The organism is Glycomyces buryatensis (assembly GCF_004912275.1).
GTDB classification, from domain to species: Bacteria; Actinomycetota; Actinomycetes; order Mycobacteriales; family Micromonosporaceae; genus Glycomyces; species Glycomyces buryatensis.
This window is the reverse complement of the sequence record NZ_STGY01000056.1, coordinates 144,043-167,550: the sequence shown is the minus strand read 5'-3', so window position 1 is coordinate 167,550 and position 23,508 is coordinate 144,043. Positions and strand designations below refer to the sequence as shown.

The following is a 23,508-nucleotide window of genomic DNA, read 5'->3' as shown; positions in this document are numbered from 1 at the left end:
CGCGGCCTCCAGGTGATTCGGGACGAGACTTGACCTCGAGAGGCACCCCTATGAATCAGGATCGGACATCAAATTCTTGTGCTGCAAGTGGTTTCCGGCGCTTTGCGTTCGGGGCGGCAGCGGTCGGACTGGCCGCGACTGGTGCCGTCCTGGCTATTCCCTCGGCGGCACTGGCTCAGGATGAGCTCGACCTGTATACCGAGAACGCCTGGGCGCTTGAGCAGATCCACGCGGAAGGCGCATGGTCGAGTTCCACCGGCGATGGCGTCACCGTAGCCATCGTCGACACAGGGATCTCGGAGCATCCCTTCTTCGAGGACAAGAGCGTGGAACGCGGGTACTCCGCGCTCGATCCCGATGAAGAGCCGGATGCGTACGCCGATGTGAACGGACACGGAACCGGCATGGCGGCAGCGGTGCTATACGCAGCGCCTGACGTGACGGTACTTCCTGTCCGAGTGTCGACCGGGGAGGACGTCGGAATCAGTTTGGGAGCCGGTGAGAACAACTTCGAAGGCATTCGGTGGGCCGCCGACAACGGCGCCGACGTCATGGTCATCCCGTGGGGCGAACTCGGCGGTGATGGAGAAAATATCGATCCGAATCCTGAGTTCCTCGAAGCGGTGCAGTACGCGATCGACTTGGACATCGTGGTGATCGCCTCAGGCGGAAACGACCCAGCGCTCAGCGCCGTCGGCAACCCCGCCTCGTTCGACGGGGTAGTCGCGGTCGGCGGAACTGATAAGGATGGTGCGCCCTGGTCAGGGGGCACGACCAGCTCCGATATCGAGTTGGCCGCTCCGGCGGACTCCATGACCTATCCAACACCCCAGGTGTTCCTGAGCGATGACTCGCTCTATTTCGAGGCCGCGGGAACCTCAGCGTCGGCCGCGATTGTCGGAGGTGTGGCGGCCTTGGTCCGTGCAGCGCACCCGGAGCTAGACGCGAGCAACATCATCCAACGGCTGATCGCCACCGCCGATGATGGTGGCGCCGGCAAGACCGACGCACTTGGTTACGGTCTAGTCGACGCCGACGCCGCAGTCAATGCGGACGAGGTCGACCCGGTCGAGGAGAACCCGCTGGGCTACCCGATGGGTGAGGCCGGGGCGTCGGGCGCCAGCCCTGACGACGAATCCAGCAGCGAGGACGCCGCTGTTGAACCAACGGACACCCAGGATTCGCAGCCGAGTGCGGCAGACGATGCAGGGACTGGCCTGACGACGATCGTCGTGATAGCCGCAGCGGCAGTGCTGTTGGCAGCGGCGGTCGCTGTGCTCATGATGCTGCGGAGTCGCGCTCGGTCGAAACCGCCGGTACAGCCGTGGCAGTAACTGAATGACACGATAGGGCATGAGAATGCCGGGCAGCGGGGTGCACGGTCCCCATCCGCCCGGCATTCAGTCTCTGCCGCCTCTGGAGTCAGGCGTCGGCTTCGCCTTCTTCCTCTTGTCGGCGTTTCCAGGCATCGTGTTCCTTGTTCCAGGCTCGCTGGTGCTTCGCGCCTTCATGGGCGGGCCCGACGGCGGGGTCGAAGGGGACGGCGAAGACATCTTCAGCCTTGACGTACTTCGACTCCTTGGCCGTGGTCTCCTCTTCTTCGGCCTCGTCATTGCGGCGCTTATTGTTCGCGCCTGGGCTGCCGTTCTTCCCAGGCCCGGCCCCTGTCCGGGTGCCGGTGCCGGTTCCGCGTCCGGCTGTGGATCCTTGGCGGCTGGGCTGGTTCGGTTGCAGGCCACCGCGTCCCGAGGTCGTGCGACCGGAGGTGCCGCGACCGGGTGTACCTGGCTGGCCGCCACGGTTGGGGGTCGCCGGTTGGGTCCCACGGCCAGGAGAGGTCGGCTGCGTGCCGCGTACCGGCCCTGCAGTTCCCGGAGTGCGTCCGGGGGCTCCACCGGTGGTGGGTCGGCCGGGGTTGAAGAGTCCGGGGGTGCCTGCCGGAAGCGGGTTACCCCCGGGCACGGTCGTGCTACTGGGTCCGACTGGTGGCCCTGGTGTGGGAGTGCCGCCGCTGGCGAGACCGCCGGAGGGTTCATCGATGTCGGTGTAGGACGGCACGTCCCATGGGGAGGCGACATCGTCCTCGTCCGAGTCCACCGAAGCCTCAGGTTGAAGAGCGCTCCCGGAGGACGCTGTTGTTGCTGAGGAATCGATGGTGGTCGGGGCGAAAACCCCGGTGGTCGGCTGCTGGTAGGTGCTGTTGCCGGGCATGCCTTCCGGTGGTGGCGCGGCGGGTTCGGCGAAATGCTTGTCGGCCATGGCCGCGTACTGCGTACCCAGGTCGGCGACGGTCTGGGCGAGTTCATCATGCCGGGCTTGTTGCCAGGCGGAATGCTCTGCGGTGTAGGTGTTTCGAGTCTGCGGTTCGAGCTTGGCGATCTCGTCGTAGGAGAGGTTCTTGACCTCGTGCATCCAGTCATCTGGGTCCGGAATGTCATTGTCCGGGTGAAGGTCTTCCCCAAGATCGTTCTCACCCTGAGCGCGGCTCTGTGCGGTCTGCAGGGCGGTTACCATATCGGGTATGTGAGTTTCCTCAGCGGTTCGCATCCGCTCCTCGGCGATGGCGCTGTAGTCGTGGACGAGGAACATCCGCGACTGGAACTCTTCCGAGGCCGGTCCCTGCCAGTATCCGGTGAGGCCTTCGAGGTTGGTCTGGAGCGATCCGCGAGCCGCTTCGAGGCCATGGCGGGCAGTGCGCCAGACGCCGGCGGATTGCTCGACGCTCCAGGCGTCACCGGCGGCGAGCATCGCCCACAGCTCGGTGGTGGTGTGGTTGCGGTAGTAGTCGAAGCCTTTCGCTTCTGCCATCGGGTTCCCTCCAGGGGTCGGGCCGCCGCGGGAGCGGCGGTGAAGGCGAGTCGGTGCTCGAACTAGAAGTTGGTCGCGAAGGAGTCCGTCGGGTCCTCAGGGGGAGCCGACTCCTCGGAGCCTCCCTCAGGGGCAGGTTCGCTCGCACTCGGCTCCTCGGTCTCGGTTCCTTCCTGGAGTTCATCGAACTCGGAACTGGTGATGAGGCCGGTGCCCGCGAACTCGGAGTCAATGGAGGTGACGTCGGCAGCGACGTTCCCGTCGTTATCGAGGTAGGAGGCCATGGTGTCGCCGGCGACGGTCTTGCCGGTGGCGATGCCGTGGTGGACGCGTTCGACCTGGTCGGCGCTGCCCTGGTAGAAGTTCTTGAAGTACGCCTCGGACAGGGCCTGTGCTTCGGGGAAGTTGCCGAGCTTCAGGTTCTGGGCGTCGATGGACTGGAACTGCATGTCACCGTACTGCCCGAACTGCGGGACGTTGTTGAGCTGCCCGCCGGTCACCAGCGACCGCACCGGTTCGAGGTCATCGAGGGTCTGGCCGGTCTTGGTGGAGAAGACGGTCAGGGCGTCCTCGTCGACGACGATGATCTGTTCGCCGTTCTGGACCAGCTTGACGCCGTCGGCGGAGTCGTCGGCGCCGACGTGGATGATCTCGCCGCTACCGTCGTCGATGTCGCTGTAGCCGCCAGCCATGAGGGGCCTCCGGGGGTGTGAGTCGCTTTGGTGGGCAAGTGCCTCGAACGCCTTCAATCAACGTCGAGGCAGACGTTTGGGATGATTCCGCAATCCAGGTTATCGAAATCGCGCGTTGCGGTGGGTGCACGAGTCCAGAACTGGCACGATCCGATGACTCGGCGTGGCGGGTAGTCGTTAAGATAGCTCAGCGTAGTAACGGACCTATACCCGGTTCCGCCTCAAACCTGATGAACCCCAACAAGGTCGACTACCTGCTACGGTGAACCCGTGCTCGGTCTCCCCGCCCTGTCCCACCTGCAAGGAAACCCGCATCTCCTATGACGGTGAATCTCCCCAGCCTCGACCAGATCCTCACCGAGGCCGCCGAACGCCTCGAAGACATCACCCCCGACCTGACCCCCGCTGAGGTCGACGAGGTCGTCACCGACTCGCTCGCCTCCACACTGGTCACGGCGACGATGCCGACGTTCGCACTCAGCGCCACCATGAGCCTCGCGCTCAAGCTGGATGCGATCCACCTTCCCGCCGACACCGCCCGGCACTGGTCATATTGCGAACAGGTCGGTCAGGCCGCCGGGCTCACCCTCACCGAGCTTCGTAAGGCCTGCACCGAGGCCCGCACCCAGGTCCTCGCCGCCGTCGACCAGATCAGAGGCGCCCGCGATGAATGATGAGTCCAAGCTGCACGAGGGGCCGGGTATGCGCCATCTTCTCGGTGTTCTCGCCCAAGGCGCTCCCGCCCCGGCCGCGGCGAAGCGCTTCGACCAGACCACCTCCGATGGCCTGCTCCGTCTCACGCTCGACCCCGACGGCACCTGCACGGTCGACATCGACCACATGGGAGCTGAGAGCGAGGACGGCATGGCCCACGTCGAGGCCGCCATCAAGACCCTCTACAACCAGGCCACCTCCAAACCCACTACTCCAAAGGCCCCCGAGGAGGAATCGCGTTGAGCGACACCATGCCCCGCACTCCAAGACACCCACGGCCGCGAATCCTCTGCGGCATCGCTTGCACAGGAGCTCAAGGTGAGTGAATTCAACATCGAACCCGAAGCGGTGCGCGCAGGAGCCGAAGCAATGTTCGCCGCCTCCGAAGCCATCTACGAAGCGATGAACACGCTGGTACAGGAATCAAGTCCTCTCGAAGGCAGTGCCGAGGCGGTCGAGTTCGTCGGGATCGCCGAATGCGTTCAGGCCGTGCAAGTCTGGGAGACGGACTACATCGCGGTGCACCGTGCCGACATCGAGGATCTGGCGATGTCCGCCGCCATATCCGCCGAGACCAGCGCCGAGGCCGACGGAGACATCTCCTCGGCGTTCGACCAGTACGCTGATTCGTACTTCCCTGACGGGCGCACCGCTCCAGCCCCGGAACGCCCCGCCCCGGACCCATCGACACAGATGCCCGTCAACGGCGAGAGCGTGGCGGTGGCGTAACCGATGACCATCACCTACAACACTCTGCTGGAAGCCGACTTCGGCGCGCCCGAAGCGAGCGGCGAAGCTTGGATGAAACTGTATGGAGCCCTTGAGGAACAGGCAGCGACGCTGGTCGACCTGAAAGCCAAGGACGGCTCCGCGTTCGGCATCGACAACTGGGACGGCGAATCTGGGGAAGGAGCTCGCGAGCGTGTCCGCGATGCCGTCCTCGCATTGGACGAACGTTCCGCAGCGGCCCGACGGGTTTCGGTCGCAATTACCGACGCGGTCGAGGAGTTCGAAGGCGCACAAACGGACCTGAACGACGTGATCGCAGAGACCGACCGCGAGAAAGTCACCCTGACTGACACGGGTTCTGTCATCCCCGACACGTCCACCGGAACCGACAACGTTTACTACGCCGAGGGACTGAGTTCGCGCATCGCTGCCGCCTTGGACCGGGCGACCGAAGCCGATGAGGCGCTCAAGGCCGCTATCGGCACCTGGGCCGAGACCTTCAGCGAGTCCGAACGCCTCGCCATGGCCGCCGATGCCAGCGACGAGGCCGGCGAGCTCCAAGAACTCATCGACTCCGGTGCCTCCCCCGAAGCGATCACCGACTGGTGGAACGGGCTCACCGAGGCCGAACGCCTCGGAATTCTCGAAGGTGACCCGGCCCTCATCGCCGGACTCGACGGCATCCCCACCGATACACGCGATGCCGCCAACCGCGATCTGCTTGACGCAGAGCTCGACCGCTTCAACCCCACCCTCGACGGAGACATCGCCGACATCGAGGCGCAGATGGCAGCGATGGAAGCGGACGGCACCGACTGGCTCAACCGGGGCCGATCGTCGGGCTACAGCCCAGAGTACGAAGCGTTGCAGGAACAGCTCGAAGCCCTGCAATCGGAACGGGACCAACGCGACTCGTTGATGAGCTTGCAGGACGCGATCACCGGTCAGGCCTCGACCGGCCAGGAGTACTACCTGATCGGATACGACTCGGCTGAGGACGGCAGAGCCATCGTGTCAGTCGGCAACCCCGACACGGCCGACAACACCGCCGTGTACGTGCCCGGGACCACCGCCGAACTCGACGGATTCGGCAACGAGATCGACCGAGCTGAGGCCCTCGCCGCCGCTTCGAACGATGTCGCTTCAGGACAGGAGACCGCCGCGATCGCCTGGCTCGACTACGACGCACCCGATGAGGTCAAGTACGACGCCTTCTCAATGGAGTACGCGGAGCAGGCGGGTTCGACGCTCTCAAGCTTCACCGAGGGGCTCAGCGCCACTCACACGAACGGGGACGGACACACCACACTGGTCGGACACTCCTACGGTACCACGGTCATAGGCCACACCGCAGCCGAGCACGGGGTCGACGCCGACAAGATCATCGCCGTGGCATCCCCCGGCCTCGACACCGCTCATGCCGATGAACTGGGAATCGGCGCCGAAAACGTCTATGTCACCACCGCTGAAGACGACGGCATTCTCGCATCGACCGATGACTACAGTTGGGTCGAGGCCACTTTGGACGGAATCACGCAGACTGAGCAAGGAAGGGACTCGGACGGCGACGGCGCCTACGCGTGGCATGGGGAGGCCAATCCGCTGCACGAGGACTACGGGGCCACCCAGTTCTCCAGTGAATCCTTGGACTCCAAAGGAAACGAGTCGACAGACGGCTCGGACATCCACGGCGGGTACTTCATCCCAGAGAACGTGGCACTGGAGAACATGGCGTACATCATCACTGACCAGCCAGACCGCCTCCAACCCGTGGAGGAGAGCTAATCAATGACGATCAGAACCTCTAGATCACTGCGCGGCAGCATCATCCAAGTTGTTGCCGCCCTTGCTGTCGTCACCCTCACCGGAGCCTGCATGCCCTCGGAACGAGAAGTCCAGTACCCGCCAGAGCGAGAGTTCGACCAGACGACTGCCTGGCAGCGTCTAGAAGACGCCGCCGCAGAAGCCATTGCAGACCTCCCGGACTTTCCAGGTTTCGACGTCAGAACGATGATGGTCACCAACTGCGAGCAATACGGCGAGAACGGCACCGAGTATGTTCAGCTCGACCTGACCTACAAATTCAGCGAGGAAGTCTCGCAAGATCAATTGGTCCGCGAAACCTATGTCGACCTGCTTCGTGAAAAGTGGAATGCCAGCGAGTACAACGTTCACCGAGACGAACAACGCGGGGAAGACCCGCCCTACTACTCCATCGAAGCACAGCGTCCTGACGGCATCAACTACTGGTACTGGGCCGCTGGCTACGTGGTGTTCCACATTCAATCCGGCTGTATCAAGGCCACCGAGGATGGCGGGAATCCCCCCTGCCCTCTCCCCCTGGGCGGAGTCACCAGGGAGAACGATCGCGCAACCAAATTCTGCGATTCCATAGGCATGGTTTATCCGGGAGAGGAAGAGTCTGCCGACGCGATCGCACCGTTCGAAGGAACGCAGCCAGCGACTGTCCCTTTCCAGTCGGATGGCGCTCGTCGCGCAGCCTTCGACCCGTCGTCCTCCGTCTGACGGGCGGCCATGGGATGGAGCCGATGAACGAGGCCCAGCGCGCCGAGCGCCAGCAGATCATCAGCAAATTCAGTAGCGGCCCGCCCGCGATGGCGGTGCTGTACTCCATATCGCTGACGGTGAAGGCGACATTGCCGTTCATCGCCAGCCTCGTCGCCTGGGGCGAAGCAGGTTGCGGCACCTCGTGTACCGACTGGGCCGGGCTCGTGTACCTCTTCGTCGGCGCCTCCGGCGCCGGACTGCTGATCAGTCTCTTGTGCGCCTTCGGGATATGGCGTGGCAATATCGTCGCCTGGGTCCTCTCGCTGGTCTTCCACCTGCTGATCGGGATCGTCGTCCCGGCCGTATACGGCGGCACCAGCTACGGAGCAGGCTCGCTCGCAACCACCTTGCTGGTGTTCAATCTGCCGTTCGTCGCTCTGCTCTTCGTCCCGTCGATCAGGCGATGGTGCCGGCCTGACCACAAGGAACCGCATACGTCCAGGACGGCACCGTGATTGGTCTCGCGGAGGTCCGGGCCGACTGTGCCGATGAAAGCTCGGTGATGGATAGGAACTGATGATGCGATCAATCCGACATGTTCCCAGATGAGGGGCCGCAGCGGACGCCTGTCTCCTGTTGGAGGCGGCCTGCACCGAAGACACCGACCAGCTGCCGTACGAGGAGAAGCTGTTCTGGGACACCGAGCTGTGCGAGGAGTTCGCCGCCGGGGTCCCTGGCGGGTTCTACCTGGACGGAATCGCCTTCGACGTGCAAGGACTGAGCAAGAGCTGCAACGTTGGCCAGCCCACCGGCACGGTTTACCGGGAACTGGAGTTCAACATCTTCTTGGGTCCGGCCCCGGAAGGGCCCGCGTTCACTGCGGAGCGGTTCGCCGAGATTGCCGTCTCCCCTCACGAGTTCGTTTTCAAACAGCCCGATTCCGGCTACTTCAGTTGAACTTCATTCTCGGGGTCCGACTGCGCACTGCTGCCGCACTGTCTGAGAGCTTCGGAATCTGCTTCGCGGTTTCGGGGCGATCGGCCTGAGACTACCTCCAAATACCTGAGTACATGCCTCTGACCAGGTGAAATGATCGCTCCTGCCTCCGGTATCGTGATCGCCAACTCGTACCCTTCGGAGGATCCATGACTGACAACGAAGCCCACCGTCCGCGCATCGTCAGGGTGTACCGCACCGCGGGCGGCAGTGCCTACCATCGGACCGACGAATGCGCCTGGCTTCACAAGGGTCAGCGGCGTGCGGCTCAGCAAGGCAAGAATCTGCACGACATCCAGCAAGTGCATCGCGAAGCCGCCGAGGACAAAGGCCTGGCACCCTGCGAGCACTGCTACGCGGAGTAGAAGGCCCGTGCCAGTCCTTGGCGACGACCGGCCCGGTCGGCTAGCGGCGCTTGAGGTCCTCGATCAGCATTGCGTACGAGGCCGGGTCGAGGCTGAGAATTGGTGAGGCGTCGCCGAGCTTGGAGTCGCGGACCTGGACGGATTCGTCGCCGAGGCGAAGTTCAACGCAGTTGCCTTGGGACCCACTGCGAGTGGACTTCTTCCAGTTACGACTCAACATTGCTCAGGTACTCCTCGATCCGCACGACTTGCGCCAGCGTGATCGAGGATACCTCGCGGAATCGGGCCACAGCCCGGCGCTCGTCAATGTACCGGGCCCCGTACTCCGACTCCAGGTAGACCACCTCGGGGCTGTAGGCCCCGTCGAAAGACATGATCATGAAAGCGCCCTTCATCCCGGCGTGGATTCCCCGATCCATTGGGAGGATGTAGATCTCGACCGGCCCCAGCGCGTCGAGCTCGCGGAGCCGCTGAAGTTGCTCCTCGTACCAGGGCTCATGCCGGATCCGCAGAAGACACGCCTCGTCGAGTACGAACCGCATCCTGGCGATCTTGCCGGGCGGGCGGCTGAACACCGAGTCCTGCCGCAGCAGTCGCAGGCGTATGGTCTCCTCCACCTCATCGAGAGTACGGAACGGATCCGCGGCGAGGACCGCTTCCATGTAGGCGCGGATCTGGAGCAGGCCGGGGATGTAGGCGGTGTCGTAGGAGTACATCGCGATAGCTTCGGCCTCCAGGCTCAGGAAGGCCGTGAACCACTTCGGGGTGGTGGTGAAGACTTCCTCCCAGCCCCGGGCGTCGGCGTCGAGGGTTTGCATCGCGAGCGCATCGAGGTCGTTGATGACCTTCTCATCGGCCCCGTATTTGAAGGCCCAGCCCGTGACAGTGCCCGGGTCGCAGCGTTGGTTCTTGGCCGACTCGACGCGATCGAGCCGGTCCTTGTTGGTGCCAAGGATCTTCGCGGCTTGGCGGAGGGTATAGCCGCGGTCCTCGCGGAGCCCCCGCATGATGCCCCCGATGCGCCATAGCGCCAGTGACGGTGTGTTCATGGGTCCATCATCACCCGTGATCGGCCCGTGTGGGTAGTCCACTTTCGTGGTGAATTTTCCCGTCTCATTTCCGTTGGCGCGAAATGAGACACGCATTTCGTCGGCGCATCGGCATCGGCTTGAACGTTCTCCTATGAGGATCGCTTGACCACGGCATACGTTGGTCTCGGTTGGCCCGACAGGGCGCGGGAAGCGAGCAAGGTGGAGCCCTTCCCGCGCCCGCTACACCCAAACTGAACCGCTAGGGGGACAAGTGAGTCGATCGATCAAGTACTCGCCGGTGATCACCGAGGACCGCGACTGGGGCAAGGCCGAAGTGGCGGGGAGGCGGCTTCAGTTGTGGGCCAACCTGACCACCGGGCGCGTAGTCGTACAGACCGATGAGCCGGAGCCGAAGGACGTCGGTATCGCGGTCGGACTGGTTTCGCCGATCCAGAACAGCCGGATGTTCATCAACTCCCAGCAGTCCGGTTGGGCGAACGAGCTTTGCGCTGAACTTCTCGCAGCGGCGGTAGAGCGGTTCAACGCGGTCAATGCCGCTGGTTGGAAGAGCCCGGCGGCATGAGCGACCGCATCCGAATCGGGGAGCTCCACTTGGAGCACCGCACCGTCGAAGTCACCGCCGAGCCCGCAGGAACCACCTCGACCGCATGGCTTGAACGGACCTATCCTGCACCGCACCTGGCATTGGGGTACGTGACCGAACTCGATTCACCCGCGTCGAGGCTCTGCCTCTACCGAGCGGAATGGTCGCCGGAGCTGCGCCAAGGGTTCAAGGTTGCCCTTACCCTGGTGTGGGTTGACGCCCTTGCTTCAGGGCTCATCCAGCCCCGGGAGGCGAACTCGGCGCTCATCCCGATCGGGGAGGCCCAGATCGACGGAGCGACGGTCGACTTCGTGTGGACCTCGCTCTCTGATCACATTCAGGTCCGTTTCCGCCACCTGGACCCGAACGTCATCGGTCACGTCGTCTTCGGCGACCGGCAGTCCCCTGCGCTGGTGGCGAACTCGCACCACGCCGCTTGGGCTGAGGAGACCGACCACCAGCGGGCGATTATCAGCACCGCGACCGAGTTTTGGCGCGAGCGTCGTGAGGTCGTCCGCGCGCTCTTTCCGCAGGAGTGACCTCGGTCAGCCATGGTCGCGGAGTACCCGCTGCACACTGCTGACGCTGATGGCGAACCGGGCTGCCAACTCCTTCTGGAAGGTCCCACCCGCATGTTCGCGAACGATCGTGCCGATGTCTTCGGAGGTCAGGCGGTCGTAGAGTCGCCACGGACGTGTGGGGCCTGCCATGACTGCCGTATGAGAGTCATCTAGACGAGTCACGGCCGGGCCCGGTACGGCCGGTTTCTCGGGCGGGGCCGCCAATACCGCCGATAGGCGCGAAACCAGGGCCGTGACCTGCGGTGACGGGTTCAAATAGGCCGTTGCAAGGTGCACAGAATGGCTCGGTGGCCTTGGCCACCGGGCCTTTTTGCCGTCCTCAGGTGCGGCCCACGGGAGATTCGACTGCTGCGAACCCGTCCATCAGCGGCGGGAACAACCCGTCCTTCTTTCCGCGTTAGGCTCGGGTAGAGGGAACCGACCGAACACCGAGACCGTGGGGACACGTCCGACGATGAGCGATCACAGCAAGTCCGAACGCGACCAGCGAAAAGAGCAGGAGTCCGAGGACGACCTGCTCATTGTCGACGCCGATGGAAACCCCGTCTCCGCCGATGACGAGGAATCGTCCGAGCGGCCGCAGCCTGAGCGCTACGAATCCGACCCCGCGAAGATGGTCTCCGAACCCGCCAAGGTCATGCGCGTCGGCTCGATGATCAAGCAGCTGCTCGAGGAGGTCCGCGCCGCCGAACTCGACGACAAGGGCCGCCAGCGCCTGGCCGACATCCACGCCCGCTCCATCGCCGAACTCGAATCGGGCCTGGCTCCCGAGCTGCGTGACGAGCTGGAGCGGCTGTCACTGCCGTTCAGCACCGACGAGATCCCGACCGAAGCGGAACTGCGGATCGCGCAGGCGCAGCTGGTCGGCTGGCTCGAGGGGCTCTTCCACGGCATCCAGGCCTCCTTGGTGGCGCAGCAGATGGCGGCGCGGCTTCAGCTCGATCAGATGCGTTCGGGCGAGATGAAGGCGCTGCCGGCCGGCACCGAAGACCTTCCGCCGCAGCTCCGGGCTGTCATGGCCGAGCGCGCCGCGCGCGGTGACGATCACGATCACCATCCCGGTCAATACCTGTAGTCACTGCGGATGCCATAGACTCAGCATTCTTGGCAAAGCCTGCGAGCCATGAAATTACCCCGTCGGACCCTTCCCGCCAGCCGGGGTGAGAACCACTGGAGAGCTGAACACGGTGCTGTACAAGACGCTGCAATGGACTGCCGCCCCGGCGGTCAAGTTGATCTACCGGCCGTGGATCGACGGTAGGGAGAATATCCCCGAGACCGGTCCGGTGATCCTGGCGTCCAACCATCTTTCCGTGGCCGACCACTATTTTCTGGGTCTGACGACCAAGCGGCACATCGCGACGATGGCGAAGATCGAGTACTTCACCGGCGCGGGCGTCAAGGGCAAGCTGATCTCCAAGACCGTGAAGGCGCTCGGCCAGGTGGCCGTGGACCGCTCGGGTGGGCGCCGTTCGGCAGCCGCCCTGGAGCCGTCCCTCGAAGTGTTGGAGGACGGGCGGGTGTTCGCGATCTTCCCCGAGGGGACGCGTTCGCCCGATGGGCGTCTGTACCGGGGGAAGCCGGGGGTGGCGCGGTTGGCGCTGGCCTCGGGTGCGCCGGTGGTGCCGATCGGGTTGATCGGGACGGAGAAGGTCCTTCCGATCGGCGAGTCGCGTCCGCGGGTGGCGCCGGTGGGCGTGCGCATCGGCAAGCCGCTGGATTTCAGTCGGTATGCGGGGCATGAGAACGACCGGGTGATCATTCGGGCGGTGACCGACGAGATCATGGATTCGATCCGGCGGTTGACCGGCCAGGAGTACGTCGACAAGTACGCCAAGCGCGGCGGTTCGAAGGACGACGCGGCGGAGTCGGATTAGAGCGGGGTCGGTTTGGATCCGCGCGTCATTCTTTCCGGTCAGGACTGTGTGGCGGTGGGGTCGATCGTCTCGATATTGAACCCGCCCGTGGTCTCCGTCCCGTTCGGGCTCTCGGTGCCGCTCGGTGCATCGGTGGCGGTGGGATCGGTGGACGGACCCGGTGTCTGGGTGGACGTCCCCGGGTCGGTCGGATCGGGCACGGTGTCGCCGCCCGGGAGGTCCTCGATTGGAGTGATCGTGACGCCGAAGATGGTGACCGGGACCGGCGGGGGTCCGTCGGATTCGACTTCCTCGGTGAGTGCGGCGATCGTGTCGAGCACTTCGTAGCCGTCGACGATGCCGCCGACGACGCTGACGCCGGGGGTGGGCTCGGCGGCGCCGCGGATGAGGGTGAAGGCGCTGCCGGCGTTGCCCGATTCGTCGGTGACGAGCGCGAGCACGTCCTGGACATCGTTGCCCGCCATGCCGGTCTCGGCCGCGAAGCGCCAGCCGGGCCCGTAGGTCTCCTCGGTTTCCTCACCGGCTTCGTAGCGTCCGGGGCTGCCGCAGTGGAGGATCGCGGTGGGGCTGGCGGCCTGGGTGGTGAGCCGGTCGCAGTTGTCGCTGTTGTAGTACCCGGCGGTGGCGAGGTGGCTGAAGGCGGCGACGCCGCAGGGGGCCACGTCGCCCCACAGCATGACGTCGAGGTTCCCGTAGCTGGTCTCGATGGTGGCGATGGAGCGTTCGGCGGGGGTGTCGAGGCGGGGCGCTTCCACGACGGGCTGGGCGTCGTCGGCCTCGGTGACCTGGCAGCGCTCGTAGATGACGTCGGCGGCTCCGGCGCCTCCGTCTCCGTTGTCGCGGAAGGCGAGCCAGGTGACGCCGGCGACCGATCCGATGGTGATGACGAGCGCGCCGATACCGCCCAGGGTCCGTTTCCAGCCGCTGCCGCCGCGCTGCCACGGGGGCGTGCCGCGGAAGGGGTTGGCCGCTACTGGCTCGTGCTCGGTCTCGCCTCGGTGGCCGCTGGGCTCCATGATTCTGAATCGTACGGTGCCGCGTCTCGCGCGAGGTAGGCGTATCCGACGCATACCAGGCCGTAGGAGACTGCGACGCCGAGCAGGGTGCCCGGCGCGTACCCGTCGGCCGGGACGACGAGGGCGGCGGCGAAGAGCCCGGCGAGGTAGCCGACGTTGTAGACGGTGTCGTTGACGCTGAACACCCGGCCCCGGTAGGCGTCCTCGACGCCCCGTTGGAGGCTCGTGTCGACGGTGATCTTGATGCCCTGCGAGGCGATGTTGACCAGCAGCACCGCGACGGCGAACATGACCGGCTTCATGGTCCCGGCGAGGGCGGCGACGACGACCGCGCACAGCGCCATGAGCACGACGACCCAGTTCTTCGGCCCCCACCCACGGGTGGCGCGCGGGGTGGCGATGGCGGCGGCGAGGACGCCGACGTTGCCGAGCACCGCCAGGACCAGCAGCCAGGAGATGGTGGTGGTGCGGGTCGGATCGGATTCGACGTCCCAGAAGAAGCCCATGAACAGCGCGATCGCGATGATGAACACGATGCCGTACAGGAACCGGTGCAGCCCTTGGACGGCCATGACCAGTGCGGGGCCGCGGCGCCGGCTCAGGTGGCGCAGGCCGTCGACCATGCCGACGGTGGTCTCGGAGATGCCCTTCCACAGCCCGCCGGTGCGGTCGGCCTCGAGGTCGGGGCCGAGGCTCCCGGAGCGGAACGACGCGGTGACGAGTGCGGCGGAGACGAGATAGAGGCAGCCGGCGGCCAGCGCGAGCATTGAATAGGAGACGCCGGAGTCGATGAGCTTGGTGATCCCGGTGGTGGCCAGGCCGAGCCCATAGGCGAGGGCGCCGAGGGTCGAGGCGAGGGAGTTGGCCGTCACGAGCTGCTCTGCGGGGACGACCTTCGGGTGGGCGGCGCTGAGGCCGGCGAGCACGAATCGGTTGGCGGCCAATACGACCATGGCGCACACCAGCCAGGTCCAGTCGAATCCGGCGGCGAGGGTCGCGGCGATGACGACGGTCAGGGCCGAGCGGACCAGGTTGGCGCCGGCGATGAGGCCGCGGCGGCTGAACCGGTCGAGGACGGTGCCGACATAGGGCCCCAGCAGCGAGTAAGGGCCGAGCAGGAGCGCGACGGCGGCGGCGTACCGGTAGGGGTCGCCGGCCTCGCCGAGCGCGGGGTTGAAGAAGACGCTCAGCGCCAGGGAGGCCTGGAACATGCCGTCGGCAGCCTGCGAGGCCAGCCGCACCGCGAGGAGTTTGCGGAAAGGGCGGCTCGAGGCCAGTGTCCGAACGTGCCCGGCGGTGCGCATTGACCGAGGATAACTCCCTAAAAGCTGAGGGAGGCCCCCTTCTGAGGGGGCCTCCCTGACGAAACGGATTCGCCGATGGCCGCCTTCGTTACTTGCCTTCGATGAAGTTGTCGACCGAGATGCGGGCCTCTTCATCGGAGAACTGCTTCGCGGGGGACTTCATGAAGTAGCTCGACGCGCTCTCGACCGGGCCGCCGATCCCGCGGTCCTTGGCGATCTTCGCCGCGCGCAGCGCGTCGATGATGACGCCCGCCGAGTTCGGCGAGTCCCACACCTCGAGCTTGAGCTCCGCGTTGAGCGGCACGTCGCCGAAGGTGGTGCCCTCCAGGCGGATGTACGCCCACTTGCGGTCGGTCAGCCACGGCACGTGGTCCGACGGGCCGATGTGGACGTCGGCGCCGCGCATCTCGTGCGGGATCTGGCTGGTCACCGACTGGGTCTTCGAGATCTTCTTCGACACCAGGCGAGTGCGCTCCAACATGTTCATGAAGTCCATGTTGCCGCCGAAGTTCAACTGGTACGTCCGGTCGAGGCGCACGCCGCGGTCCTCGAACAGCTTCGCCAGCACCCGGTGGACGATGGTGGCGCCGACCTGGCTCTTGATGTCGTCGCCGACGATCGGGAGACCGGCGTCGACGAACTTCTGGGCCCATTCGGGGTCGGAGGCGATGAACACCGGCAGGGCGTTGACGAAACCGCAGCCCGCGTCGATCGCGGCCTGGGCGTAGAACTTCGCCGCATCCTCGGAACCGACCGGCAGGTAGCAGACGACGACGTCGGCCTTCGCCTCGCGAAGCGCGGCGGCCACGTCGACCGGCTGATCGGAGGACTCGGTCACCAGCTCTTCGTAGTACTGGCCGAGACCGTCGAGCGTCGGTCCGCGCTGGACGTTGACGCCGGTCGGCGGCACTTCGGCGAACTGGATGGTGTTGTTCTCCGAGGCGTTGATGGCGCTGGCCAGGTCCTGGCCCACCTTCTTCGCGTCGACGTCGAACGCGGCGACGAACTCGATGTCGCCCACGTGGTACTCGCCGAACTGCACATGCATGAGACCGGGTACCCGGTCCTCGGGCTTGGCGTCGCGGTAATACTCGACGCCCTGGACCAGCGACGAGGCGCAGTTTCCCACGCCCACAACGGCTACGCGCAGCTTACCCATCGCGCATGCCTCCTTTATCTTGTTTACTTTGCTCTCCGGCTAGGTCGGCCGGATCGGGTGTTGGTGTTCCTTCAGTCCGGTCGGCGCTCGGCCGTCCCGGTCCGGCGAGTGTCTCGCCGAAGTCGTTGCGCAGCGGGCGGTCCCGCTGCTCGTAGGCGATGAGCTCATTGAGCCACCGCACCTCCCGCTCGGCCGTCTCCAGCCCGTGCCGCTGGAGTTCGAGCCCGTAGGCGTCGAGCCGCTCGGCGGTGCGGGCGAGTGCCTCGCGGATGCGTTCGCGCCGCTCCTCGACGCGGCGGCGGCGCGCTTCGAGAATGCGCAGCCGGGTCGCCGGGTCGGTCCGGGAGAAGAACGCGAAGTGCACCCCGAACAGGGCCTCGTCGGCGGACTCGGGTCCGGCGTCGGCCATGAGCTGGGCGAAGTGCTCTTTGCCCTCGGGTGTGAGGCGGTAGACCTTGCGGGCGCGGCGGCCGGTCAGGAGCGGTTTCTCGACCGAGGCGGCCTCCGGGGCCTCCTCGACGATGAGGCCTCGCAGGCGCATGCGTTTGAGGGTCGGGTAGAGCGAGCCGTAGGAGAAGGCGGCCCGAATCGCACCCAGCAGGGTGAGAAGGCGCTTGCGCAGTTCGTATCCGTGCATGGGGGATTCGTGCAGGAGTCCGAGGATGGCCAGTTCGAGCAACGCGTACCCCCTTTCCCGGTGCTACCGTCGGTGCCGGACCGGACATCGCGGTCCGATCTGACGTTTCGATGTATCGGACCGATACATCAGTGAAACCATAGCCGGGCGCGGAAATCACGTCAACCCCACCGTGCGGCCACTGTCCGGGACCCGACTCTTCAGCTAGGCTCGGCGGAACTAATCGATCTAGCAGAGTTCTCACAGATTCGGTGTGCGAAACTGCGAGACGACCGGCCACCCCAGGGCCGGGACCAGCACCCCGGCATGACCTCACGTGGATGGTTGAGCATGAGCGACTACGGATATCGTCCGGCCCCGCCCCCCGAGGACGGTCGTTCCTCCGACAACGGCGGTGGCGCGCACCACTCCGGGCGTGACAGCGGTTACGGCTGGGACGCTTCGGGCGCGCAGCCGGGCACCGGAGGCCAGGCCCCCACCCCGCGCCCCCGCGCCAGCGGCCGCGCCTCGGGTTCGGCCTCGGTCGGCCGCGCCTCCGGCTCCGCCTCCGTGGGCGGCGCCACCGGCAGCGCCTCGGTCACCGGACGCACCGGGCGAGCCTCGGTCGGGTCTGCCTCCGTCGGTTCCGCATCGGTCGGCGCCCCTCCCCCTCCCCGCGACCCCGGGGACGGCACCCTCCAATTCAACATGGGCAAGCTCCCCGAGGGCGGCGACGACTTCTTCTCCGGCTCCGAGAACACCGGGCGCGCCTCCGTGACCGGCCGCCGGGCCGCTATCGCGTCCGAAGACGAACTCGCCCCCGGCGGCAAGAAAAAGAAGAAACGCATGCGCCGCAAGGTGCTCGCCAGCCTCATCGCCATGGGCGTGGTCATGGTCGCCGCGGTCACCGTCGTCGGCGCCTACTTCTTCCAGGAGATCGACGGTATCGAAAGCGTCCGCCGCCTGGGCGAGTCGAGCACCTTCTACTACGCCGACGGCGAGACCGAGGCCGGCGGCTACGGCCAGAACCTCCACTTGGAGGCCAAGTCCGACGAGATCCCCGCAAGCATCAAAGAGGCCCTGGTCGCGCTGGAGGACCGCAAGTTCTACGAGCACTCCGGGGTCGACTACATGGGCACCATGCGCGCCGTGCTCAACAACGTCACCGGCGGCGACACCCAGGGCGCCTCGACCATCACCCAGCAGTACGCCGGCATGGTCCTCGACGCCCGCGACGAGATCTCCTACGACCGCAAGGCCCGGGAAGCGGCCATGGCCATGCAGATCGAGTCGGAGTACGAAAAAGACGAGATCATCACCTCCTACCTCAACCTGGCGTTCTTCGGGCGCGGCGCCTACGGCATCGCCTCGGCCGCCGAGGTCTACTTCAACAAGGAACTGAAGGAGCTGGACTACGCCCAGTCGGCCTTCCTCGTCATGCAGGTGAAGTCCCCCAACGGGACCTACGACGAGTGGAACGAGGACTACTACGACGAGGGCGCCACCTCCGACCGCTGGAACCACGCGATGGACGCGCTGGTCGAAGAGGGCTACATCTCCCAGGGCGACCGCGACAAGGCCGAGCAGCCCGTGCCCGAGGAGAAGTACGAATCCCGCGGCTCCTGGGGCGGCGACACCAACATGGGCTTCATCGTCAACGAGCAAGACGGCTACGTCTTCGACGAGCTCTACGAGCACTACGGGCTCACCCAAGAAGACCTGTTCGGCGGCGTCGATGAGAACGGCAAGGTCATCAAGCCCGGCGGCTTCCAGGTCACGCTGACGGTCGACAAGGCAGTCCAGGACTCGCTGGCGAACACCGGATCGCGCGGTGAGATCAGGGTCAAGACCAACGAGGACGGCGAATACCTCGATGAGAACGACGAGGTCGTCGACGACATCGACCAGGCCGCGAAGGACACGACCGACGAAGGCTACGCACAGTTCGTCAACGACAACGAAGACGCCGCCCTGGAGAAGTATCCGGAGTACATGACCACCGCGATGGTCGCCACCGACCCGGCCACCGGCAACGTGCTCGGCTACTACGGCGGCGACGACGGCTTCGGCGTCGACAAGGCCGGTGCCGAATCGCCACACCCCCCGTCCTCGACGTTCAAGATGATCACCGCTGCCACCGCCATCGAAGGCGACCACTCGATCGACTCGTGGTGGGACTCCAGCTCCCCCCGGCCCTTCGACTCCCTCACCCTTGAGGAGCAGGAGGAATGCATCGGCTCGGGCACCTACCCCGACTGCACCCTCCTCAACGGCGGCCACCCTGGGAAGTCGCAGATGACGCTGACCGACGCGGTCCGCAACTCGCGCAACACCCCGATGTACGCCATCGCGGAGGACCAGGGCGCCAACACCATCCTCGACTACGCGGACAAGATGGGCCTGGAGACCATGAACCAGTCCCGCCAGGTCGACGACGCCGACGGCAAGACCCACGATGTGTCGGTCAACTACCAGCTCAACGGCGACGGCACCTACACCGTCCTGGGCAAGGCCATCGACGCCGAGGGCAACCCGATCGTGGGCGCGGACAACAACTGGGACACCTACGCGCTCCTGGAAGTCGACGACGAATGCAACCCGACCGTCGTGGACGCCGACGAGCAGGCGATGGCCGCCGACGAGGACGGCGAGGCCAACACCTGCGAGATCGGCGGAAAGAGCGAGACCGACCCGTTCTACAACCACATCGCCTTCGGACAGTACCCGACCAGCGTCCGCGACATGTCGTCCATCTACGCGACCATCGCCAACGACGGGGTCTACAACGAGAGCCGCTTCGTCGCCAAGGTCGTCAAGAACGACGGCACCGAATTGAATCCCACCGTCCCCTACGAGTCGGGCAAGGCCTTCGACGCCGGGGTCGCCCGCGACCTCCAGTACGTCGGCTCCGAGATCAAGGGCGAGTCGACCTCCGGCGAGGACCTAGGCCGTGACTACTTCGGCAAGACCGGTACCTGGGAGGCCAGCGGCGAGGACGAGAACGGCGAGAAATACGACGACGGCTACAACGCCCATGCCTGGTATGTGGGGGCGATCAAGCAGCTGTCCATCGCCGCCTGGGTCGGCAACATCACCTCTGAGTCCGACCCGATCGCCGACGAGGACGGCAACAAGCTCAACGTGTTCGGTTCCAACACCGCCTATCCGGTCTGGTTCGACGCCATGACCAAGATCCTCGACAAGAAAGAGGGCGACGACACCTGGGACGAGGTGAAGTGGGAGGAACCGGAGAAGGTGGGCTCCGCCGACACCGACGACATCGTCCGGGACGACGGCACGATCGACCCGAACCTGCAGTACTGCCAGCAGCACGGCGACGATGAGCGCTGCGGCGACGGTAAGGACGAGGACGAGGACCTGCCCGACGACGAATGCGAGGACGAGGACTCGAACTCGCCGGACTGCCAGGAGACGACGCCGACCGAGGATCCGACGACCGACCCGACCGAGGGCCCGACGGGCGAATGCTCCGACTGGGACCCGCTCTGCGAGGAGCCGACGGACGAGCCGACCGATGACGGCGGTGGAGGCGGCGAGGAGTCCATGGAGCCCGAGGAGCCGGCGAACCCCGGCGGAGAGTAAGGCCGGGCGAGGCTCGGCCGAGATGACACGGACGACGGCATGGGACAGAATGTGTCCCATGCCGTTGTCGCGTCCCACCGCCGAGATCGCCGCCCCCACCCGAACCGACGCCCTCGCGCGCTTCGCGTCCGGGTTCATCGGAGGGCCCCTGGGCGACCACGCCACGGACCCGCCCCAGCGCCGCTTCTGGACCCCGCTGCGCATCATGCTCTTCACCGGACTGGTCGCCTTCGCGATCTCCTGGCTACAGAAGTACCCGTGCGCCGCCGGGGGCTGGCTGGACTGGAACCAGTACACGCAGGCCTGCTACACCGACATCCGGGCGCTGTGGGGCGCCGAGAAACTCGACCTCGGCGCGGTCCCCTACCGCGACCACCCCGTCGAGTACCCGGTGCTGACCGGTTGGTTCATGGGAATTCTGGGGCAGATCGCCTTCCGCATCGGCAATATCGCCGGAGTCGACGGCGGCCCGATCTTCTACCACCTCAACGCGATCGTGCTCATCGCCTGCGGCACCGCCGCCATCGCGGTCACGTACCTGATCCGCAGGGACAACCGCCGCACCGACCTCCACGGCACCGAAGCCGAAGCGTCGCAGGTGTTCTCACGGCCGTCACGGCCATGGGACGCGATGATGCTGGCGGCCGCGCCGATCATCCTCGTGACCGCCACCGTCAACTGGGACCTGTTCGCCGTCGCGCTCGCCATGCCGTTCTTCCTGTACTGGCAGCGGGACCGGCCCGTCGTCGCCGGCCTCTTCCTGGGCCTGGCGGTGGCCGCGAAGTTCTACGCGCTCTTGTTCATCGGCCCGCTGCTCATCCTCGCCCTGCGTCGGCGCCGCCTGACGCCGGCCTTGCAGGCCACCGCGACCGCGGCGCTCACCTGGGCGGTCATCAACGCGCCCGTCGCGGCGCTGTGGCCGGAGTCGTGGCTGCGGTTCTTCGAGCTCAACTCCGAGCGCCCCGTCGACTGGGGCACCGGCTGGTACGTGCTGCGCGGCATCACCGGCTGGGAGCAGCTGTGGGACGCCGAATACGTCAACGACCGGTACCTGCTGCTGTTCGCCCTGTCGTGCATCGGCATCGCCGCCCTCGGCTACTTCGCCGGGCGCAGCCGCGGGGCCGAATCGCTCACCGGCGCAGTGAAAAAGGTCTGGCCCGACACGGTGCCGCGCCTGGCGCAGCTGTGCTTCCTCGTCGTCGCCGCATTCCTGCTGTTCGGCAAAGTCTGGTCGCAGCAGTACGTGCTGTGGCTGCTGCCGCTGGTCGTCCTGGCCCGCCCCCAGTGGGGAATGTTCCTGGTGTGGCAGGTCGCCGAACTGTGCTACTTCGCCGCGTTCTACGGCAAGATGCTCCAGGTCTCGGCCGAGGACGGGCGCGGCATCCCCGAGTGGATGTTCCTGGCCGCCGCTTCGTTCCGGTGGCTCGCGGTCGCCACCATGTGCGCCTTCGTGGTGCGGGAGATCCTCAGTCCGCGTCTGGACGCGGTCCGATCCCTTCGGACCGGGCCCACTCCAGCAACGCCTCCTCAGCCTGATCGCGAGGAACCGGACCCCGCTCCAGTCGCAGCTCCTTGAGAAACTGCCAGGCCCGGCCCACCTGCGGGCCGGGCTCCAGGCCGAGCAGCTCCATGATCGCGTTGCCGTCCAGGTCGGGCCGGACGGCCCGCAGGTCCTCGTCGGCGCGGATGCGCGCGATGCGGTCCTCGAACGCGTCGTAGTCGCGGCGAAGCCTTTCGGCCTTGCGCTTATTGCGGGTGGTGCAGTCGGAGCGGACCAGTTTATTGAGCCGCTCCAGCTGGTCGCCGGCGTCGGTGACGTAGCGCCGCACCGCCGAATCGGTCCACCCGGCATCCCCGTAGCCGTAGAAGCGCAGATGCAGGCTGATGAGCAGCGAGACGGCCTGGACGTCGGACTTGGGGAATTTGAGCGCCCGCATCCGCCCCCGCGCCAACCGCGCCCCGACGACGTCGTGGTGGTGGAACGTGACGTTGCCGGTCTCGGTGACGCCCTTCGTCTCCGGCTTGCCGATGTCGTGCAGCAGCGCCGCCAGACGCAGGATCAGGTCCGGACCGTCGTCCTCGGAGTCGATCGCATTGCGCAGCACCTGAAGCGAATGCTCGTAGACGTCCTTGTGCTGGGCGTGCTCGTCGATCTCCATGCGCAGCGCCCCCACCTCCGGCAGGAACTCCTCCGCCAAGCCGGTGTCGACCAGGACCCGCAGGCCCAGGGCCGGATCGGGCGCGAGCAGGAGCTTGACCAGCTCCTCCCGGATCCGCTCGGCGGTGATGCGAGACAGCTCGGCGGACATGTCCCGCATGGCCGCAAGGGTTTCCGGATCGATCGCGAAGTCGAGCTGGGCGGCGAAACGGGCCGCGCGCAGCATCCGCAGCGGGTCGTCCGCGAACGAGGACTGCGGCGAGGCGGGGGTGCGAATGGTGCGGCGGGTCAGGTCGCCGATCCCGCCGAACGGGTCGGTGAAGACGTGGCCGGGAACCGACACGGCCATCGCATTGATCGTGAAGTCGCGCCGCTCCAGGTCATCGGTAAGATTGTCGCCGTAGCGGACGATCGGATTGCGGCTGACGCGGTCGTAGGCGTCGGCGCGGAACGTCGTCACCTCGACCTGGTGGCCCCGGAACATCCCCGCGATCGTCCCGAACTCGGCCCCAGTCGTCCACACGACCGTGCACGCGCCTCTCAGTAGCCGCTCGGTGTCCTCCGGGCGAGCGTCCGTGGTGAAGTCCAGGTCGCTGGTCTCCCTGCGCAGGACGGCATCCCGCACCGAACCGCCCACCAGATGCAACTCGAAACCCGCCTCCGAGAAGAGACGACCCAAGTCGTCGGCTACGGACGGGACTGTGATTTGGTTACCGCTACTGTTGTCAGACATCGCCGGGCAAGTTT

General features: G+C 66.0%; 24 protein-coding genes. 15 read left to right on the top strand and 9 right to left on the bottom strand.

Annotated features, from left to right (window positions below):
• Nucleotides 1–50 precede the first annotated feature (50 nt).
• Entirely contained in the window at nucleotides 51–1,334 is a 1,284-nt protein-coding gene (locus tag FAB82_RS15390; protein ID WP_136535417.1) for a S8 family serine peptidase, read from the top strand.
• Nucleotides 1,335–1,422: 88 nt separating this feature from the next.
• Here FAB82_RS15390 and FAB82_RS15385 read toward each other — a convergent pair whose 3' ends face one another.
• Both FAB82_RS15385 and FAB82_RS15380 read right to left on the bottom strand, forming a co-directional pair.
• A complete protein-coding gene (locus tag FAB82_RS15385; protein WP_136535416.1) occupies nucleotides 1,423–2,808 on the bottom strand; it encodes a WXG100 family type VII secretion target in 1,386 nt (461 codons plus the stop codon).
• A gap of 62 nt (nucleotides 2,809–2,870) precedes the next feature.
• Nucleotides 2,871–3,500, bottom strand: coding sequence for a hypothetical protein (locus tag FAB82_RS15380; protein WP_136535415.1), 630 nt, complete (start codon nucleotides 3,498–3,500; stop codon nucleotides 2,871–2,873).
• A gap of 320 nt (nucleotides 3,501–3,820) precedes the next feature.
• On the opposite strand from FAB82_RS15380, the gene FAB82_RS15375 reads away from it, so the two are divergent.
• The 8 genes from FAB82_RS15375 to FAB82_RS15340 all read left to right on the top strand — a co-directional run bounded on the left by FAB82_RS15375 (nucleotide 3,821) and on the right by FAB82_RS15340 (nucleotide 8,812).
• Nucleotides 3,821–4,174, top strand: a complete 354-nt coding sequence (locus tag FAB82_RS15375) for a hypothetical protein (protein WP_136535414.1) — start codon at nucleotides 3,821–3,823, stop codon at nucleotides 4,172–4,174.
• Nucleotides 4,167–4,457, top strand: a complete 291-nt coding sequence (locus FAB82_RS15370) for a hypothetical protein (protein WP_136535413.1) — start codon at nucleotides 4,167–4,169, stop codon at nucleotides 4,455–4,457. The genes FAB82_RS15375 and FAB82_RS15370 overlap by 8 nt, the downstream gene beginning before the upstream one ends.
• A gap of 75 nt (nucleotides 4,458–4,532) precedes the next feature.
• The gene (locus tag FAB82_RS15365) at nucleotides 4,533–4,943 is read left to right on the top strand and encodes a hypothetical protein (protein WP_136535412.1); all 411 of its coding nucleotides are present in this window, start codon (nucleotides 4,533–4,535) and stop codon (nucleotides 4,941–4,943) included.
• Between the two features lie 3 nt (nucleotides 4,944–4,946).
• Nucleotides 4,947–6,728 (top strand): alpha/beta hydrolase, encoded by a 1,782-nt coding sequence (locus tag FAB82_RS15360; RefSeq protein ID WP_136535411.1) that lies wholly within the window; start codon nucleotides 4,947–4,949, stop codon nucleotides 6,726–6,728.
• A 3-nt stretch (nucleotides 6,729–6,731) separates the two neighbouring features.
• Nucleotides 6,732–7,469 (top strand): hypothetical protein, encoded by a 738-nt coding sequence (locus tag FAB82_RS15355; RefSeq protein WP_136535410.1) that lies wholly within the window; start codon nucleotides 6,732–6,734, stop codon nucleotides 7,467–7,469.
• A 23-nt stretch (nucleotides 7,470–7,492) separates the two neighbouring features.
• Entirely contained in the window at nucleotides 7,493–7,966 is a 474-nt protein-coding gene (locus FAB82_RS15350) for a common antigen polymerase (RefSeq protein WP_136535409.1), read from the top strand.
• Nucleotides 7,967–8,087: 121 nt separating this feature from the next.
• Nucleotides 8,088–8,408 carry a hypothetical protein gene (locus tag FAB82_RS15345; RefSeq protein WP_136535408.1) on the top strand — a complete coding sequence of 107 codons (321 nt, stop codon included), beginning with the start codon at nucleotides 8,088–8,090 and terminating at the stop codon, nucleotides 8,406–8,408.
• 188 nt (nucleotides 8,409–8,596) lie between these two features.
• A complete protein-coding gene (locus FAB82_RS15340; RefSeq protein ID WP_136535407.1) occupies nucleotides 8,597–8,812 on the top strand; it encodes a hypothetical protein in 216 nt (71 codons plus the stop codon).
• A gap of 40 nt (nucleotides 8,813–8,852) precedes the next feature.
• Here the strand turns inward: FAB82_RS15340 and FAB82_RS15335 are convergent, their stop codons facing one another.
• Both FAB82_RS15335 and FAB82_RS15330 read right to left on the bottom strand, forming a co-directional pair.
• Nucleotides 8,853–9,032 (bottom strand): DUF397 domain-containing protein, encoded by a 180-nt coding sequence (locus tag FAB82_RS15335; RefSeq protein ID WP_136535406.1) that lies wholly within the window; start codon nucleotides 9,030–9,032, stop codon nucleotides 8,853–8,855.
• A complete protein-coding gene (locus tag FAB82_RS15330) occupies nucleotides 9,019–9,861 on the bottom strand; it encodes a helix-turn-helix domain-containing protein (RefSeq protein ID WP_136535405.1) in 843 nt (280 codons plus the stop codon). Before FAB82_RS15330 ends, FAB82_RS15335 begins: the two co-directional genes overlap by 14 nt.
• Nucleotides 9,862–10,114: 253 nt before the next feature.
• Here FAB82_RS15330 and FAB82_RS15325 point away from each other — a divergent pair, with 253 nt between their 5' ends.
• The 4 genes from FAB82_RS15325 to FAB82_RS15310 all read left to right on the top strand — a co-directional run bounded on the left by FAB82_RS15325 (nucleotide 10,115) and on the right by FAB82_RS15310 (nucleotide 12,905).
• Nucleotides 10,115–10,426, top strand: a complete 312-nt coding sequence (locus FAB82_RS15325; protein ID WP_136535404.1) for a hypothetical protein — start codon at nucleotides 10,115–10,117, stop codon at nucleotides 10,424–10,426.
• Complete coding sequence (locus FAB82_RS15320) at nucleotides 10,423–10,986, top strand: hypothetical protein (protein ID WP_136535403.1); 564 nt, start codon at nucleotides 10,423–10,425, stop codon at nucleotides 10,984–10,986. Before FAB82_RS15325 ends, FAB82_RS15320 begins: the two co-directional genes overlap by 4 nt.
• A 496-nt stretch (nucleotides 10,987–11,482) precedes the next feature.
• Nucleotides 11,483–12,103: a bacterial proteasome activator family protein gene (locus tag FAB82_RS15315; protein ID WP_136535402.1), complete on the top strand. Its 621-nt coding sequence runs from the start codon at nucleotides 11,483–11,485 to the stop codon at nucleotides 12,101–12,103.
• An 85-nt stretch (nucleotides 12,104–12,188) separates the two neighbouring features.
• Nucleotides 12,189–12,905, top strand: coding sequence for a lysophospholipid acyltransferase family protein (locus FAB82_RS15310; protein WP_246039662.1), 717 nt, complete (start codon nucleotides 12,189–12,191; stop codon nucleotides 12,903–12,905).
• A 38-nt stretch (nucleotides 12,906–12,943) separates the two neighbouring features.
• On the opposite strand, the gene FAB82_RS15305 is transcribed toward FAB82_RS15310, so the two are convergent.
• The 4 genes from FAB82_RS15305 to FAB82_RS15290 all read right to left on the bottom strand — a co-directional run bounded on the left by FAB82_RS15305 (nucleotide 12,944) and on the right by FAB82_RS15290 (nucleotide 17,063).
• Nucleotides 12,944–13,921, bottom strand: coding sequence for a peptidylprolyl isomerase (locus tag FAB82_RS15305; RefSeq protein ID WP_168801617.1), 978 nt, complete (start codon nucleotides 13,919–13,921; stop codon nucleotides 12,944–12,946).
• Nucleotides 13,876–15,225, bottom strand: coding sequence for an MFS transporter (locus FAB82_RS15300; protein ID WP_168801616.1), 1,350 nt, complete (start codon nucleotides 15,223–15,225; stop codon nucleotides 13,876–13,878). Before FAB82_RS15300 ends, FAB82_RS15305 begins: the two co-directional genes overlap by 46 nt.
• An 88-nt stretch (nucleotides 15,226–15,313) precedes the next feature.
• On the bottom strand, nucleotides 15,314–16,384 hold the full coding sequence (locus tag FAB82_RS15295) for an inositol-3-phosphate synthase (protein ID WP_136535399.1): 1,071 nt from the start codon (nucleotides 16,382–16,384) through the stop codon (nucleotides 15,314–15,316).
• On the bottom strand, nucleotides 16,377–17,063 hold the full coding sequence (locus FAB82_RS15290) for a PadR family transcriptional regulator (protein ID WP_136535398.1): 687 nt from the start codon (nucleotides 17,061–17,063) through the stop codon (nucleotides 16,377–16,379). The genes FAB82_RS15295 and FAB82_RS15290 overlap by 8 nt, the downstream gene beginning before the upstream one ends.
• A 288-nt stretch (nucleotides 17,064–17,351) precedes the next feature.
• Here FAB82_RS15290 and FAB82_RS15280 point away from each other — a divergent pair, with 288 nt between their 5' ends.
• Together FAB82_RS15280 and FAB82_RS15275 are read left to right on the top strand one after the other, a co-directional pair.
• Nucleotides 17,352–20,603, top strand: coding sequence for a transglycosylase domain-containing protein (locus tag FAB82_RS15280; protein ID WP_168801615.1), 3,252 nt, complete (start codon nucleotides 17,352–17,354; stop codon nucleotides 20,601–20,603).
• Between the two features lie 58 nt (nucleotides 20,604–20,661).
• Nucleotides 20,662–22,179, top strand: a complete 1,518-nt coding sequence (locus tag FAB82_RS15275) for a glycosyltransferase family 87 protein (RefSeq protein WP_136535395.1) — start codon at nucleotides 20,662–20,664, stop codon at nucleotides 22,177–22,179.
• Here FAB82_RS15275 and FAB82_RS15270 read toward each other — a convergent pair.
• The gene (locus FAB82_RS15270) at nucleotides 22,070–23,494 is read right to left on the bottom strand and encodes a CCA tRNA nucleotidyltransferase (RefSeq protein WP_136535394.1); all 1,425 of its coding nucleotides are present in this window, start codon (nucleotides 23,492–23,494) and stop codon (nucleotides 22,070–22,072) included. The two genes, FAB82_RS15275 and FAB82_RS15270, sit on opposite strands and share 110 nt — an antisense overlap.
• Between the last annotated feature and the right edge of the window lie 14 nt (nucleotides 23,495–23,508).

Bases quoted from the DNA above. Each gene is read 5' to 3' on its own strand.
- FAB82_RS15340 (WP_136535407.1), top strand. From the start codon at position 8,597: ATGACTGACAACGAAGCCCACCGTCCGCGCATCGTCAGGGTGTACCGC.
- FAB82_RS15390 (WP_136535417.1), top strand. From the start codon at position 51: ATGAATCAGGATCGGACATCAAATTCTTGTGCTGCAAGTGGTTTCCGG.
- FAB82_RS15350 (WP_136535409.1), top strand. From the start codon at position 7,493: ATGAACGAGGCCCAGCGCGCCGAGCGCCAGCAGATCATCAGCAAATTC.
- FAB82_RS15305 (WP_168801617.1), bottom strand. From the start codon at position 13,921: ATGGAGCCCAGCGGCCACCGAGGCGAGACCGAGCACGAGCCAGTAGCG.
- FAB82_RS15335 (WP_136535406.1), bottom strand. From the start codon at position 9,032: ATGTTGAGTCGTAACTGGAAGAAGTCCACTCGCAGTGGGTCCCAAGGC.
- FAB82_RS15375 (WP_136535414.1), top strand. From the start codon at position 3,821: ATGACGGTGAATCTCCCCAGCCTCGACCAGATCCTCACCGAGGCCGCC.
- FAB82_RS15385 (WP_136535416.1), bottom strand. From the start codon at position 2,808: ATGGCAGAAGCGAAAGGCTTCGACTACTACCGCAACCACACCACCACC.
- FAB82_RS15380 (WP_136535415.1), bottom strand. From the start codon at position 3,500: ATGGCTGGCGGCTACAGCGACATCGACGACGGTAGCGGCGAGATCATC.
- FAB82_RS15270 (WP_136535394.1), bottom strand. From the start codon at position 23,494: ATGTCTGACAACAGTAGCGGTAACCAAATCACAGTCCCGTCCGTAGCC.
- FAB82_RS15300 (WP_168801616.1), bottom strand. From the start codon at position 15,225: ATGCGCACCGCCGGGCACGTTCGGACACTGGCCTCGAGCCGCCCTTTC.
- FAB82_RS15330 (WP_136535405.1), bottom strand. From the start codon at position 9,861: ATGAACACACCGTCACTGGCGCTATGGCGCATCGGGGGCATCATGCGG.
- FAB82_RS15280 (WP_168801615.1), top strand. From the start codon at position 17,352: ATGAGCGACTACGGATATCGTCCGGCCCCGCCCCCCGAGGACGGTCGT.
- FAB82_RS15315 (WP_136535402.1), top strand. From the start codon at position 11,483: ATGAGCGATCACAGCAAGTCCGAACGCGACCAGCGAAAAGAGCAGGAG.
- FAB82_RS15360 (WP_136535411.1), top strand. From the start codon at position 4,947: ATGACCATCACCTACAACACTCTGCTGGAAGCCGACTTCGGCGCGCCC.
- FAB82_RS15320 (WP_136535403.1), top strand. From the start codon at position 10,423: ATGAGCGACCGCATCCGAATCGGGGAGCTCCACTTGGAGCACCGCACC.
- FAB82_RS15370 (WP_136535413.1), top strand. From the start codon at position 4,167: ATGAATGATGAGTCCAAGCTGCACGAGGGGCCGGGTATGCGCCATCTT.
- FAB82_RS15355 (WP_136535410.1), top strand. From the start codon at position 6,732: ATGACGATCAGAACCTCTAGATCACTGCGCGGCAGCATCATCCAAGTT.
- FAB82_RS15275 (WP_136535395.1), top strand. From the start codon at position 20,662: ATGCCGTTGTCGCGTCCCACCGCCGAGATCGCCGCCCCCACCCGAACC.
- FAB82_RS15295 (WP_136535399.1), bottom strand. From the start codon at position 16,384: ATGGGTAAGCTGCGCGTAGCCGTTGTGGGCGTGGGAAACTGCGCCTCG.